Annotated in this window: 9 protein-coding genes; 2 read left to right on the top strand and 7 right to left on the bottom strand. The window is 63.6% G+C overall.

Annotation, left to right across the window (positions count from 1 at the left end; all coding sequences use genetic code 11):
* Nucleotides 1-12 precede the first annotated feature (12 nt).
* From ACH6CV_RS07425 to ACH6CV_RS07405, 5 genes are all read right to left on the bottom strand, one after another.
* The gene (locus ACH6CV_RS07425; RefSeq protein ID WP_456357546.1) at nucleotides 13-1,479 is read right to left on the bottom strand and encodes a xylulokinase; all 1,467 of its coding nucleotides are present in this window, start codon (nucleotides 1,477-1,479) and stop codon (nucleotides 13-15) included.
* Nucleotides 1,480-1,501: 22 nt separating this feature from the next.
* Nucleotides 1,502-2,539 carry an ABC transporter permease gene (locus tag ACH6CV_RS07420; RefSeq protein WP_456357545.1) on the bottom strand — a complete coding sequence of 346 codons (1,038 nt, stop codon included), beginning with the start codon at nucleotides 2,537-2,539 and terminating at the stop codon, nucleotides 1,502-1,504.
* A 3-nt stretch (nucleotides 2,540-2,542) separates the two neighbouring features.
* Nucleotides 2,543-4,054: a sugar ABC transporter ATP-binding protein gene (locus ACH6CV_RS07415; RefSeq protein WP_456357544.1), complete on the bottom strand. Its 1,512-nt coding sequence runs from the start codon at nucleotides 4,052-4,054 to the stop codon at nucleotides 2,543-2,545.
* The gene (locus tag ACH6CV_RS07410) at nucleotides 4,051-5,067 is read right to left on the bottom strand and encodes an ABC transporter permease (RefSeq protein WP_456357543.1); all 1,017 of its coding nucleotides are present in this window, start codon (nucleotides 5,065-5,067) and stop codon (nucleotides 4,051-4,053) included. Before ACH6CV_RS07410 ends, ACH6CV_RS07415 begins: the two co-directional genes overlap by 4 nt.
* Before the next feature lie 127 nt (nucleotides 5,068-5,194).
* Nucleotides 5,195-6,160 (bottom strand): sugar ABC transporter substrate-binding protein, encoded by a 966-nt coding sequence (locus ACH6CV_RS07405; RefSeq protein WP_456357542.1) that lies wholly within the window; start codon nucleotides 6,158-6,160, stop codon nucleotides 5,195-5,197.
* Nucleotides 6,161-6,495: 335 nt separating this feature from the next.
* Between ACH6CV_RS07405 and ACH6CV_RS07400 the strand changes: the two genes are divergently transcribed.
* Complete coding sequence (locus ACH6CV_RS07400; RefSeq protein WP_456357541.1) at nucleotides 6,496-7,710, top strand: MFS transporter; 1,215 nt, start codon at nucleotides 6,496-6,498, stop codon at nucleotides 7,708-7,710.
* Nucleotides 7,711-8,201: 491 nt separating this feature from the next.
* Here ACH6CV_RS07400 and glpK read toward each other — a convergent pair whose 3' ends face one another.
* Both glpK and ACH6CV_RS07390 read right to left on the bottom strand, forming a co-directional pair.
* Nucleotides 8,202-9,692, bottom strand: a complete 1,491-nt coding sequence (gene glpK / locus ACH6CV_RS07395; RefSeq protein ID WP_456357540.1) for a glycerol kinase GlpK — start codon at nucleotides 9,690-9,692, stop codon at nucleotides 8,202-8,204.
* 12 nt (nucleotides 9,693-9,704) lie between these two features.
* On the bottom strand, nucleotides 9,705-11,684 hold the full coding sequence (locus ACH6CV_RS07390; RefSeq protein WP_456357539.1) for a hypothetical protein: 1,980 nt from the start codon (nucleotides 11,682-11,684) through the stop codon (nucleotides 9,705-9,707).
* A gap of 477 nt (nucleotides 11,685-12,161) precedes the next feature.
* On the opposite strand from ACH6CV_RS07390, the gene ACH6CV_RS07385 reads away from it, so the two are divergent.
* Entirely contained in the window at nucleotides 12,162-12,407 is a 246-nt protein-coding gene (locus tag ACH6CV_RS07385; protein ID WP_456357538.1) for a hypothetical protein, read from the top strand.
* Nucleotides 12,408-12,642 lie beyond the last annotated feature (235 nt).

Here is a 12,642-nt window from a genome sequence, read left to right as displayed (position 1 = left end):
GATGCGGGCGGTTCACGGTTTTGCGGCGAGGAAGAGCTTTTCGGTCGTGGCCTTGTACGCCTGATAAAAGCGCGTCCGCTCGGGATCGGGCTGAAAAACACGGCCGCCCTCGCCGGGGCGCACCACCGCCAGCGCATCCCCATAGTCCCGATAATGCCCCAGCGCGACCGCGGCGGACACAAAGGCGCCCACCGCGGTCGCCTGCGCGTTACGGCCGCGCACGAGCGTGCGTCCGGTCATGTCGCAGAGGATCTGGTTGTAGATATCGGACTTCGACAGCCCTCCGGCCACGGCGATGGTCCCCGCCTCCCGGCACGGGCCGGGCAGCACGTCGATGCTCTTGGCGATTTCCGCCGCGATGCCCTCGTACAACGCGCGGATCAGGTCGTCACGGCGGGAACTCAGTGAAAGTCCCCAGAATCCGGCCCTGGCCTCCGGGTTCCAATTCCGGGAGCCGCAGCCCTGAAAATGCGGCATCGCGAAGAGCCCGTTCGCGCCGGGAGGCGTCTGCGCCGCGATACAATCGACCGCGGCGAAGTCGGGGGGATCCCCCCAGTACTCGGGGAAGAATTCGCGGATCAGCCAATTCAGCGCCGAGGCGCTGGCGATGACGTTCATCTCCTGGATGTACATGCCCGGCACGACCGCCACGTTGTAGATGACCGAGGGGTTTTGCAGATACAGCCGATCCGCAAGCGAAATGACGAACGAGCCCGTCCCCGAATTGACCTCGATGGTTCCGCCATCCAGCACGCCCAGCCCCAGCGCACCGCACTGCTGGTCGCCGCCTGCGCTGACCACCGGCGTTCCTTCGGCGACGCCTGTCAGGCGCGCAAACTCGCGGTTGACGCGGCCATGCACGGCGCTCTGTTTCCGAATCTCGCACAGCTTTTCCGGATCGACGCCAAACAGTGCGCAAAGCCCCTCGTCCCACCGGAGCGTGCGGATGTCCATGAGGAGCGTACGGCTGCCGTAGGTGGGGTCGGTGGCGAACACGCCGGTCATGAAGTGCATGACGTAGTCGGGCACGACCATCGCCTTATACGCCCGAGCGTAGGTTTCCGGCTCATTTTCCTTCAGCCAGGTCAGCTTGGAAGCCGTAAACACGGTGTTGATGGACGCGCCGCACGTCCGGTAGACGTCCGCGTTTGCGTAGCGGAGCCGTTGACAGATCTCGCGGTTGCGGGTATCCTGCCACATGATGAAGTTCCTCAGCGCATTGCCCGTCCGATCCACCAGCGTAGGCGCGGAGCGGAAGGCAGTTACGCTGATTGCGTCCACCTTTCTCCGCGCCGCTATCGCTTTCACGATGGCCAGCGTCCCGTCGGTATAGACCTCGGGCCGCTGCTCAATGGTGTTTTTTTCCTTGTCGATAAGCAGCGGCGTAGACTCCCCAACCGTCTCCAGCACCTCTCCAGCGGGACCGAACAGGATGCCCCGCATGCTCGTCGTGCCTATGTCAAGCGCCAGAATGTTCATGGTATCCCTTCTTGCGTTCATGCTATGCGCCCATACTGACGCGGCTCTCGCGCGGCGCGCGCTTGCGCATCATGCGCTTCAGAATGGACTTGCGCCTGAGGCCGCTCATCTTGTAACTGGTATACATGTCGACCGCGACCGCCGCGATGATGATGAGGCCCTTGATGAGATCATGGTATACCGAGGCGATGCCCATCAGCTGCAGGAAGTTGGTCAGTATGCCGATCAGCAGCGCGCCGAACATGGCCCCCTGGATGGTGCCGGCGCCGCCGCGCAGCGAAACACCGCCCACCACGATGGCCGCGAGCACATCGTTCTCATAGCCCTTCGCCTGACCTGCGGAGGCTTGCTGGTTCATGCTGGAGAGTATGAGCCCCGAAAGCGCGCCCATCGCGCCGGAAATGACGTAGGCGATAATGATGATCTTCCGGACGTTGATGCCGGAGAGCTTCGCGGCCTCCCGATTGCCGCCGACGCAGTACAAATACCGGCCGTACACCGTGTGGTTGAGCATGATATACGTAAAGACAAAGCAGATCAGCAGGACGTAGACGGGAATCGGCACGCCCAGCAGCCACGAGTTGCCCACGAAGTTGAAAGGGTCCGCCCGCATCACATTGATGAGCTGGTTGCCCGTCACGGTCTGCACCAGGCCGTAGAGGATCTCGGATGTCGCCAGCGTAAGCAGGAACGCAGGGATGTTGAAGCGACTGAGCACAATGCCGTGGAACAGGCCGCTGAGAAGACCTACGCCGATCCCCAACAGGGCGCCCAGCACAATGCCGACCGTTGAAAAGCCGCTTCGGACGATGACCGTGCAGCACACCGCGCCCGAGAGCGCCGCGGAACCCGAGACCGTTCGGTCGATGCCGGCAAGCAGCACCGGGAACGTTGCGCCGCAAATCATGATGCCCTGCAGCGAGATCGCGTAGAGGATATTGCGAAAATTCCCGATGGTCAGAAATTTCCCCGGAAGCATGATCGTAAACACCAGGCACATCAGGGCCAGAATCAGCACTTGCCTGTTCCCGCACAGCCGCGCGAGCCCCTTGCTTTTCATGGATCACGCTCCCTTTCCCTTGGTATGAATGCCCGAGGCCGTCAGCAGGATATCCTCCTGCGTCGCCACGCCGTCGTTGAACTCGTGGATGATCCGGCCCTCTTTCATGACGATGATCCTGTGCGCCACTCGGAGAACCTCCGCGATATCGGAACTGACCAGCAGCACGGCGACGCCCTGGCTTGCGACGGTGTCGATAAAATTGTAGATCTCGTCTTTCGCGCCGATGTCGATGCCGACGGTGGGCTCGTCCACAAGGATCACTTTCAGATCACGGGTAAGCCACTTGGCGAGCACCGCCTTCTGCTGGTTGCCGCCGGACAGGTTGCCCACAGACACCAGCGGGTTGGCGGGCCTGAGATCGACGAGCTTCACGGCCCTGCGCCCAAGCGCCCGCTCCCGATTGCGCTGTACAAAGCCCCTGCGGCTCAGTGCGTCATAATTGGTGCAAGCCACATTGCGCTCTACCGAGAGAAGCGGTATGAATCCCTGAGTCCTGCGATCCTCCGGAATAAGCCCGAACCCCAAAGCGATGACCTTGGCCGTGCCGAACGGCAGCTTTTCCCCCTCGAACAGTATTTCTCCGGAGTCGTACCGGTCGGCGCCGAATATGCTTCGGAGAATCTCGGTGCGGCCTGACCCCACCAAACCGGTCAGCGCGACCACCTCGCCCGCCTTCACCTCGAAGGAGACATCCTCAAATCTTCCAAGGCTCGAAAGATTCCGCACCTCCAGCACCGTCCGGTTGGGCGATATCGAAAGGCGGCGCGAAGCGGTGGCGTCGCTGAGCTGCTTGCCGATCATCATCCGGACGATCCGATCGGGTTCGATGTCTTCGTGATCGATTGTGGCCACCAGCATGCCGTCCCTCAGCACGGTGATCCGGTCGGAGAGCGCAAAGACCTCCTCCAGCCGGTGCGAAATATAGATGATCGCAACGCCGCGGTCCCTCAGCTGCCGGATGATCTTGTAGAGCATCTCGCTCTCCTTTGCGCTCAGGGAGGCGGTCGGCTCGTCCATGATAATCAGCCGCGCGTTGGTCGAGAGCGCCTTGAGGATCTCGACCATCTGCTTCTGGGCGACGGACAGCATTTCGATGATATCGTCGGGGTTGAGCGGGAAGTCGAAGCGCCGGATCAGCTCCGCAACTTCCTGGCGCATGGCCTTCTTCCGCAAAATACCCAGCTTGCGCTTTTCCCTGCCCAGCAGAATGTTCTGTGTCACGCAAAGCGTGGGGATCAGCGAAAACTCCTGGAAGATGACGGCGATGCCCAGCCTCATGGCGTCGTCGCGGGAGGCGATCTCGACGGGCTGGCCGTCAAACCATATCTCCCCGCCGTCTTTGGGGTAGACGCCCGTGAGAACCTTGATAAGCGTTGATTTTCCCGCGCCGTTTTCGCCCAGCAGCGCGTGTACTTCGCCCTTGCGGACGCTGAAATCGACGCCCTTCAGCGCATGCGCATGGGCGAAAACCTTTTCGATTCCCTTCATTTCCACGATCCGGTCGGCGCTCATTTCACCACCGCCACTTCGCGCAGCGCGGCTCCGCGTCTGCGGGTGCGCTCCGTCATGAATTCGTTGTAGAAAGCGTCGAAGATCAGCATCAGCACGATCACGATGCCCGTCAATAGCTGCTGCGTCTGCGTCGGGAAACCGAATTTGAGGATTCCGTTTTCCAGCACGCGCATGAAAAGCACGCCAATCACCGTTCCGACGATGTCGCCGCGCCCGCCCGAAAACGCGCAGCCTCCGATGACCGTCGCAGAAATCGCCTTTAGCTCGTACCCCACGCCGCCGCCCGCCTCGGCCGTCCTCGTCTTTCCGATAAAAAACAGCGCGGCAACAAAGGCGCAGACGCCGGAGATGAGGAACGCGGCCATCTTCGTCCGCACAAAGCTGATGCCGGAGATCTCTGCGGAATTCCGGTTGGCGCCAATCGCGTACAGATTGATGCCCAACTGGGTGCGCTTGAGGAGGAACTGCGCCATGGACGCCAGCGCGACGAACGCGATCGTGCAATAATACAGCCCTTCGAAGGGCCCGGAGGCGATCTTGCCGCCGAACCATTTGATGACCGGGTCGCGGATGGAGACAGTGGTCAGCCCTCCGTACTGGTCGTGTATCGCCAGCACATACATGAGGCCAACAAACACGAATTTTGTGGACAGTGTCGCGATGAAGTCCGGAATCCTCAGGCTGGAGACCGCAAAGCCGTTGAACAGCCCGCCTGCCACCGCCATCAGGAACGCCAACAGGATGACCCATCCGAGCTCAAGCGACGTGTAGTGCAGAAAGTGGGCGATGACCATGCAGCATACGCCCATCAGTGCGCCGCCGGACAGGTCGTTGCCGCCGGTAATGATGACGAGCGTGACGCCAATCGCCAAGATACCAACGAGCGAGCACTCCCGGAGCATGTTGTAAATATTCGCCGGCGTAAAGAACTTGTCCGATGCAAACCCGAACACCAGCAAAAGCAGAATCAACAGCCCCAGTGAAATCAGCCTGCGCAGCGTCTCTTGTCTCACAGCATACTTCCTCCCTGCCCGTTGCGCATCACATCGCCGCGGCCCTCCATACCCGGGAGGGCAGCCCCTTTTCAACAGGAACCGGACGGCAACCGGAGGAAGCCGCCCGGTTCCACGCTGAGCGGAATTACCAGCGCATATCCGGCGCGATGGCGGCGACGTTTTCCGCGGTGACGGTGATGGGCGGCATCTTGATGACCGGTGTCTGGGACCAACCGGAGATGTCGATGCTGCTGCCGATGTACATGTTCAGAAGCCGCAGCGCCGTTGCGCCCTGATCGTAGCAGTTGGTGTACACGGTGCCGGTGATGATGCCCTGTTCAATGTACTCCAGCGCCTTGGATTCGCCGTTGGCGCCCCAGATGACGACGCCTTCCACGCCCGCAGTCTTGCAGGCCATGCCGGCGCCCTCGGCCATCTGGTCATTGTGCGCGAATACGGCGTCGATCTGATCGGGATAGGAGGTCAGGAAGTTGGTCATGGTGGTATTGGCCTTCTCCATATTCCAGTCCGCGGCCTGCTCGTCGAGGATCGCGATGTCCGGGTACTTGGCGATCGAATCCTGGAAGCCGGCTTCGAGGTTGATGCCGCGCGCCGCGCCGGGCGCGGCCTGAATGACGACGATGTTGCCCTTGCCGCCCAACGCGGCGGCGATTTCATTCGCGATCACCGCACCGGCCTCGTAATCGGTCATGGAGACAAGACCGTGGCACACCGCGTCGGAGTCCATGTTGATGCACACGACGGGGATGCCCGCGGCCTCCGCGTCCTCGATGGCGGGGGTTAGCGACGCCTTGTTGTAGGTCTGGATGATAATGCCGTCATACTCCTGGGCGATGCAGTCGTTCACCAGGGTTACCTGCTTGTCGGCGTTCTTCTCGCCATCATAGATATCGACCTGGATGTTGCCCCAGTATCCAGCTTCGTGCTTGATGCCATTTCCCCATGCAGTGCAGTTGGCTTCCGTGGCTGCGGTGGGGATCCATGCGATGCGAATCGGGTCGGTATAGGGGTTCTTCGCCGACTCGGCCAAGGCAGAGCCAAGGGGCAACACAATGAGGAGAGCCAGGGCAACCACAATGAGCTTCTTCAAGAACGCTTACCTCTTTTCTTGTCTTTTTATAGGCGACTGTTACCGTTGGAACGCGCCCATCATCACTCGAAGAATAGCACGTCCATATTTTTCCGTCAATAATCACAGAGGTCATTGCACAATTTCTCATTTTTCACTCCGGGAAAATCGATGGGGCCAACAGCGTTCGCAATCAGAGGCTTTCCAAACGCGGAGGCTGGGCGAACAGGGATCGCATCGCGCCCCCCGCATTACCATCAATCGGGGGATCGATCAGCAATTGTTTTCTTGCGACATGCGCTCTCGGGGAATATAATAGGAGGAGCGCGCGGGGTTTCGCCGGAAAGGAGAGCGCCGTGGATACCAGAAGAATCTCGCACAACATCGTTTGGGTACAGGGCACGTACACCGCGATGGTCTGCGTCAGCATCGCCTTTTTTGTCCAGGCGTTTCAGCGGTTCGGCATCGACAAAATGACCATCGGCCTGATTACCATGGCCTGTAACATCACGAGCGTAATCACCCAGCCGGTATGGGGCTTTCTGGCCGACCGGTCGGGCCGCCAGCGGGAGATCGTCATCGTCGCCTGCACGCTGGGCGCCGCGCTGTATTTTTTGATGATGTATAGCGGCGGCGCCCTCCGGGTGATCGTCGCTTGCGCGATGGGCATCTACGCGAGCTTTTATGGCATGATGCACCTAATCACGTCCTGGATCGCGAAGCTCATGGTTGAAAATCCGGACATCAATTACGGTGCGACGCGAAGCATCGGATCGCTCACCTACGCGGTTACGGCCGTCGTGCTTGGGTTCTCGGTGACGAAATTTAGCCCCATCATCGCGCCCTACTGCTTTTTCGGGCTCAATCTGATCCTCTGCGCGGCGGTGGTCCGTCTGCCCAATCCCGCCCGCGGGTTTCTGCGCGGGCAGGGCGCGTCGCTTCGGGATACATGGGGCTACCTGAGGGGCAATCTGCCGTTTGTCGTGCTGGTCGCGGCGTACTTTCTGAACACCTTCTGCGTCAGCACGGTGAACACCTTCTATTCGGTGGTCATGTTCGAGCTCGGCGGCAACGAGGGGCACGTCGGCATCGGCCTGTTCTGTATCGCGATGGTGGAGGTTCCCTTCATGTTTTTCTACAAGAAGCTCATGAGCCGCGGAGCGTTTTCAAACGCGGCGCTTCTGTGCGTCGCCATGGTCTCTTACGCCTTGCAATGCTTCCTGACCTCCTCCGGCCGCAGCGTGACCGCGGTGATGCTGGCGGGGGTGCTGCAAGGGCTCTCCTACGGCGTCATTATGCCTGCGACGGTTGCGTACATGGTGGAGTTTGTCGACAAGCGTCATCTGGGTTTTGCCCAGATGACCTTGGGCGCGATGGGGCAGAGCTTGGGCGCGATCATCGCGAGCCCCCTTGCCGGTGCCCTGTCCGCAAGCTGGGGAACACAGCCCATGATGCGGCTTATGTCCCTTTTTTCGCTCGCGGGCGCGGCGCTGCTGCTGCTGGGGAGCACGATCGTCAGGCATAGGGGAGGATACCCTGTGGGCGGCACTTCGACGCAAAGCGGGGTTTAGCGTATGGTGCGCGCAAGCGGGATGCGGGCCGTTGGATGCTTGACGCCGGCGAAACCAGGGCATGCGGTTCAGCGCAGCAGGAACGGACTCGTCCTGAAATGATCGAAGCGCTGCCTGCCGGCAACGCTTCGATGATTTTAGGACACCGGGAACGCCGCGCCGCCCTGTGCTCGGATTCGGCGTCCCTTTCCCGGGCAACCGCCGATCTATTCCGACGTCCGGATCGATCGGCGCTTGTTCAGTGTTTCGATACCGGATACGGCGGCGCGGGGAACGGGGTACGATGGGGCCTCACTCAATTCGCAATCGTCGCCCCGGCCCTTCGGGATCGGTGCACGCGTGATGCCCTTCGGCATCGCGTGCTCCTTGAGCTGGCGCCCTCCCTTCCTCGCCCGCCGGGCGCGGTCGGGTGCGTCCCCCCAAACCCCGCCAAAGGGCTTTGCCCTTTGGACGCCCATGACCGCCCACGCGGGGAAGCCCCCGCCCATAACTCAGCCTTCCTCAACCCACCCTTTCGCGCGCGATACGGCGCGCTGCCAACCGGTGAGCATCCGCTCGCGCTGCGCGGCGGGCATCGAGGGGGTAAAAGTGGCCGAGCTTTGCCATATCTGTTCGAGCGCGCGGTCGTCCCACAGCCCCACCGCGCGTCCGGTCAGCATGGCCGCGCCCAGCGCCGTGGTCTCGACCACGCGCGGGCGCACTACGCTGAGATCGGCGATGTCGGCCTGGAACTGCATCAGGAAGCCGTTCGCCGACGCGCCGCCGTCCACGCGCAGCGCGCTCGGACGCAGCGCGCTGTCGCGCGCCATGGCCTCCAGCACGTCGCGCGTCTGATACGCGATCGACTCGAGCGCCGCGCGCACGATGTGCGCCCGGCCGCTGCCGCGCGTCAGCCCTACGATCGTGCCGCGCGCATACATGTCCCAATGGGGCGCGCCCAGGCCGGCAAACGCGGGTACCACGTACACCCCGGCGCTGTCCTTGACGCTTTGCGCCACCGCTTCGGATTCGGCGGCGGTTCCAATCAGCTTCATCTCGTCGCGCAGCCACTGCACCACCGCGCCGCCGATGAACACGCTGCCCTCGAGCGCGTAGGTGGGCTGACCGTTTATACGCCACGCCAGCGTGGTCAGCAGGTTGTTTTCCGACAGAACCGGCGTGCGCCCGGTGTTCATCAGCATGAAGCAGCCGGTTCCGTAGGTGTTCTTGACCATGCCCGCCTTGAAGCAGCCCTGCCCAAACAGCGCCGCGTGCTGGTCGCCCGCCATTGCGGCGATCGGGATTGGCGCGCCCAGGATGTCCTCGCGCAGCGTGCCCACCACCTGCGCCGAGTCCACCACCTCGGGAAGAAGCGCTGAGGGGATGTTGAGCACCTTGAGCAGCATGTCGTCCCATTGCTGGCTGTGCAGGTTGAACAGCATGGTGCGCGAGGCGTTGGTGGCGTCGGTCACGTGCACCCTTTCGCGCGTCAGATGCCAGGCCAAAAAGCTGTCCACCGTGCCGAAGCACAGCTCGCCCCGCTCGGCGCGTTCGCGCGCGCCCTCGACATTCATCAGCAGCCATTGCAGCTTGGTGCCCGAGAAGTAGGCGTCGGGGATCAGGCCGGTCTTGTCCCGGATGACGTTCGACAGGCCGTCCTGCCTGAGCCGCTCGACCAGCGGCGCGGTGCGCCGACACTGCCACACGATGGCGTTGTGCAGGCATGCCCCGGTGCGTTTATCCCAGAGCAGCGTCGTCTCGCGCTGGTTGGTGATGCCGATCGCCGCGATGTCGCGGGCGGCGATGCCCGAGCGCTTGACCGCCTCGCGCAGCGCGCTGATCTGCGTGTCCAGGATGTCCTGCGGGTTATGTTCCACCCAGCCGGGCCGGGGGTAGTGCTGCGCGAACTCAATGCCGTGCGCACATACCTGCGCGCCCCGCTCGTCAAACACGACCGCGCGGGAACTGGTGGTGCCCTGGTCGAGGGCCACGATGTACTTCATGCGTTGCGCTCCTTAATCCGTTGATTCCAGCGGCTCTTCCTCCACGAACTGCGCGGTGGCGGTGGCGGCGGGCGTGTCCCCGCCGATCGCCACGCCCTGCGACGGCGGCCGGACCTCTGCGGTCGGCTCGGGCGTCGGCAGCGGGCCGACTGTGGGGCTTTCAAGACGCGCGAGGCCCTCGGGGGCTACGGTCGGCTCGGGCGCAGGGAACACGCCGTCCAGCGGCACCAGCACGCCCACCGAGCGGCGCATCCAGTTCAGCGACAGAGTGCCGTTGGCTTCGAGTTGGCGCAGCGCGATCACCGCGACGAGCAGCAGCAGCGCGACGATCAGCAACCCCTTGAAGAAGCGCAACACCCGCTTGCCGAAGCTCATCGGCGCGTCGTATTCGTCGTACTCGTCGTACTCCTCGTCGTCGTAATCGCCGTCCCGCTCATAGTCGCCCTCGTAATCGTCGTCGTAGTCGTCCTCGTCCTGATACACACGCACACCGCCGCGCGCCGCGCCGCGCGCGTAGCGGCGCACCGGCAGGTCCTCGTCGTCTTCGTCGTCTTCTTCCGGCTCGATCGGCTGTGCGCCGCGGCCGAACAGACCTCTGCGGCGGGGCGGCGGCGCGTCGTCGGCCTCGTCGCCTTCGTCGTCTTCTTCCGGCTCGACCGGCTGTGCGCCGCGGCCGAACGGGCCCCTGCGGCGGGGCGGCGGCGCGTCGTCGGCCTCGTCGTCTCCGTCGTCTTCTTCCGGCTCGACCGGCTGTGCGCCGCGGCCGAACGGGCCCCTGCGCCGCGCCGACCGGGGCGCGGGGGCTTCGTCCTCGTCGTCCTCCGGCTCCGATTGCGCGCGCACGGGGCTGAACCGGCGCGTACGCTGGTCGTCCTCCGGCTCTTCGCGCCGACGCAGCGGCTTGAACGCCATGGTGGGCTCATCCACTTCGGACAGAGACGGCCCGTCTTCCTTCGAATCGCCGTCTTCCGGCCCGACCGCCGCAGCGCGGCGGCGGCGCCTACGCGAGCGCGGCGCGTCGTCGAGCGCCTCGGCCAACTGCTCGCTCAGGCCGATCGGCTCGTCGGGCGCATCGCCTTCGTCGTATTCCTCGGCTGCGGCATCGTCCTCGGCCGCGCCGCGACCGAACAACGGCGTCCGACCGCCGCTGGGCGTGATGTCCTCGTCCTCGTCGTCGTCCTGATTGGCCGACGCGCGGTTGGGGCTGCCAAACAGCGAAAAGCGCTTGCGCTGCGGGGCTTCTTCGTCTTCGTCGGATTCGTCCGGCCGGGCATAGGGCGACTTGACCTCGGCGGGCACGTCGATCTGCGCTTCGGCCCGACTTGCAGCCGCGCGCCGCGCGCGCCGCGACAGGCCGGCGTCCTGCGCCGCATTGTCGGACGGCGCGGCCGATACGACCGGCGTCTGCGGCTCGATCCGGACGGCCTGCAGATCGTCGAGCACCGCCTCCTGCGCCTCCGGTGCAGCCGATGCCTCCGGTGCGACCGGTGCGACCGGTGCGACCGGCTCGTCCCCGTCTTCGTCCGTTTCCTCCTCGACCGGCTGCGAACGACCCACCTGCCGCTTGAGCGCGCCGCCCAGGTTCCTGAGCGCGCCGCCCAGCTTCTTGATGCCCATCAGCGCTCCGGCGAACGGATTGTCGCTGTGCGGCTCCTCTTCATCCAGGTCGTCGTCGTATTCGTCCCAGTCGGACGGTGACGGCTGATCCGCCTTAAGCGCATCGGGCACGTGCGCCGCTTCTGGGATGTCGATCGCGTCGACCGGGGCGCCGATTGTGCTTTCGACGGACTCTGAGGGCAGGGCCTCGGCATCCGCCGGCTCCGGCGCGGGCACGTTATCCACGCGCGCGACCAACTGCGCTTCGGCGTCCAGCGCGCGCGGCGCCGCGGGCCGGGGCGGTTCGGGCGCCCCGACCGGCTCCGCCTGCCGCGCTTCGGGCATCACGCGCCGCAAGCGCTCCTCGTGCAAGCGCTTATATTCATAATAATCCATCTGAGGCCGGCCCTGCTCGCCTCGTGGACGCCGATCTCTGGCCATCCGTCATCGCCTCCCAGTGGTATTCCAGTGCCAGGGTATACCCATATAGCATACATTATATACGGAAACTTAAATGCTGGCAAGGGAATATTATGCCACGCGCATCCGGCGGTGCGTACGGTGCCGCTCCGGTTCGCGTATCTGTCGATATGCCCGGCGTCCTGTGCAATGATCTTCCCGGCCCATTCTCGACACCTCGGTTGCTTTGCGTTTCGCAGCCTCATCGCAATCGATCCGTCGGGCTTGAGCCGGGCGGGCGGCGGGGCGGCCGGGTCTGCGGGCCCTCTCGGGCGGCATTTGGGCTGGCCGAGCCGCTTTTCTCCGCTTGCGCAGGGCTTCTTTTGCGTTTCGTCTGAATCCGGAAAGCCTCACCATATGAGGCCCCCGGGCATAGTGTGGCGTGCAACCATCTTGCATAAGGAGGAGATTTCCTTGATTAAGGTCACCGACATGCTGGCGCGCGCCCGGCAGCGAACGGGCCCCGCGCCCGCGCAAGGGCATCGGCCATCGGAGCCGCCCGCCATGCCTACATACGCGGCCCCCGCCCAACCGGCGGCGCAGATCCGTGTGCACCCGCCTGAGATTCCCCCGATGGTGCCCCCGCCCAAGCCGCGCACGGGCATCTACAGCGGCTTGATGCAAAAGCACGACCGGATGGGGACGAGGCACGTCCTATAGTAGATAAAACCTGGAAGCTCTCCGTATGCGAAACGTTGCGGGGAGCTTCTGATTCTTTGTTTACGGATTGCCTTTGCCGGACCGGCTCTGGCGTTGCTTCGATGTGCCCATATTCTCTCCTTTCAGCGCGCCCCGGCGCCCCCCGCCCCGAAGCCATCGCCCCCGGCCCGATTTGCGCTTCCGGTCGTCCCGGTTTGCGCCCATATTACATCACGCCCCCCATTGCGCGCAAGTT

This window comes from Anaerozeibacter quisquiliarum (assembly GCF_051162045.1).
GTDB classification, from domain to species: Bacteria; Bacillota; Clostridia; order Christensenellales; family Aristaeellaceae; genus Anaerozeibacter; species Anaerozeibacter quisquiliarum.
This window is presented reverse-complemented; position numbering and strand designations above follow the sequence as displayed.

Coding starts and splice junctions, on each gene's coding strand:
- glpK (WP_456357540.1), bottom strand. CDS start 9,692: ATGAAGTACATCGTGGCCCTCGACCAGGGCACCACCAGTTCCCGCGCG.
- ACH6CV_RS07425 (WP_456357546.1), bottom strand. CDS start 1,479: ATGAACATTCTGGCGCTTGACATAGGCACGACGAGCATGCGGGGCATC.
- ACH6CV_RS07420 (WP_456357545.1), bottom strand. CDS start 2,539: ATGAAAAGCAAGGGGCTCGCGCGGCTGTGCGGGAACAGGCAAGTGCTG.
- ACH6CV_RS07390 (WP_456357539.1), bottom strand. CDS start 11,684: ATGGATTATTATGAATATAAGCGCTTGCACGAGGAGCGCTTGCGGCGC.
- ACH6CV_RS07415 (WP_456357544.1), bottom strand. CDS start 4,054: ATGAGCGCCGACCGGATCGTGGAAATGAAGGGAATCGAAAAGGTTTTC.